This is a genomic window from Bacillota bacterium (assembly GCA_040754675.1).
In the GTDB taxonomy this organism is placed as follows: Bacteria; Bacillota; Limnochordia; order Limnochordales; family Geochordaceae; genus Geochorda.
This window is the reverse complement of sequence record JBFMCJ010000771.1, coordinates 1-1,607: the sequence shown is the minus strand read 5'-3', so window position 1 is coordinate 1,607 and position 1,607 is coordinate 1. Positions and strand designations below refer to the sequence as shown.

Here is a 1,607-nt window from a genome sequence, read left to right as displayed (position 1 = left end):
CCGTCTCTTCGGAGACTGGGAGGCATGGCACCTGGAGGGACTCGCGACGTGACGGCGCTTGCTCCGGCTCGACCAGCAGTGCGCCCCCGACGGCGGGCCCTGGCCACCCGAGAGGCCTGGGAGGGTTACGCGTTCATCTCTTTGTGGGTCGTGGGGTTTTTGGTGTTCTACGCGGGGCCGATGTTGGCGTCGCTGGGATTGAGTTTTACCTCGTGGAACCTCCTGGGCTCCATCCGGTGGACGGGCTTGGGCAATTACGCCCGGATGGTCCATGACGACCTTTTCTGGCAGTCGCTCAAGGTAACCACACTCTATGCGCTTTTCGCCGTGCCGCTCGACCTGACCGCCGCTCTGGTCCTCGCCATGCTGCTCAACCAGAAGCTCCGCGGGATTGGCTGGTACCGGACCGTGTACTACATCCCGACCATTCTCCCCGCGGTGGTCACCGCGGTGCTGTGGCAGTGGGTCTTCAACCCGGAGGTGGGGCTCATCAACGGAGCATTGGGCCTGATTGGAATCCAGGGGCCGATGTGGCTCGCCTCTCCGAAGTGGGCTTTGCCGGCCATCATTCTGATGAGCGTGTGGACCATCGGCAGCGCCATGGTGATCTTTCTCGGCGGACTTCAGGGCATCCCCACGCAGCTATACGAGGCGGCGTCCATCGACGGGGCCAGTGACTGGACGAAGTTCTGGAAGATCACGGTTCCGATGCTGTCGCCCACCATCTTCTTCAACCTGGTCATCGGAATGATCGGCGCTTACCAGGTGTTTACGCTCCCCTACATCATGACCAGGGGAGGGCCCCGCTACGCCACCCACTTCTACGTGTTGTACCTGTACGAGTCTGCGTTCGCCCACTACGAAATGGGCTATGCCAGCGCCCTGGCCTGGATGCTGTTCATCATCGTGATTACCCTGACCATCATCCAGTTCCGTCTATCCCGGCGCTGGGTCTACTACGCCGGGGGTGAGAGCGGATGAGGGCTACCACCGAAGCCCGCGTCAGCACTGCCGCGCTGAAGCGGGGCAGGTCAGCGTCATGGCTCCCAAGGCTGCAGGTCCGCCCGGTGGGAGGACAACTGATCCTTTTGCTGGGATCGATCGTGGTGCTGGCGCCGGCAGCGTGGATGGTGTCGACGTCGCTCAAGGACGTCAACCATCTCTTTGACTTTCCACCACAGTGGGTCCCGAATCCCGTTCGGTGGGACAACTATCCGAAGGCCCTGACGGCCATGCCGTTCGGCCGCTACTTTCTCAACACCACACTCGTGACGGTACTGAGCGGCCTGGGGTCGATCGCATCATCGCTGCTCATCGCCTACGGCTTCGCCCGCCTTAGATTCCCCGGCCGGGACCCGCTCTTTTACCTCGTGCTCGCTACCTTGATGCTGCCATCGCAGGTCACGCTGATCCCCACCTTCATCCTGTTTCGGTGGCTCGGCTGGGTAGACACGTACCTGCCGCTGTTCGTCCCCCTCTACTTCGGGCGGCCGTTTTTCATCTTCCTGCTTCGCGAGTTCTTCCTCACCGTGCCACGTGAGCTCGACGAGGCTGCCCGCATCGACGGGTGCGGGTCCTTCGCCATCCTGACCCGGATCCTGCTGCCG

2 protein-coding genes are annotated in these 1,607 nt (G+C 62.5%); both read left to right on the top strand.

The genetic code is table 11. From position 1 onward, the window contains the following. The coding region (locus AB1609_23460; protein MEW6049392.1) for a sugar ABC transporter permease at positions 1 to 981 on the top strand (981 nt) is incomplete at its 5' end. Between the two features lie 107 nt (positions 982 to 1,088). Then, the coding region (locus AB1609_23455) for a carbohydrate ABC transporter permease (protein ID MEW6049391.1) at positions 1,089 to 1,607 on the top strand (519 nt) is incomplete at its 3' end.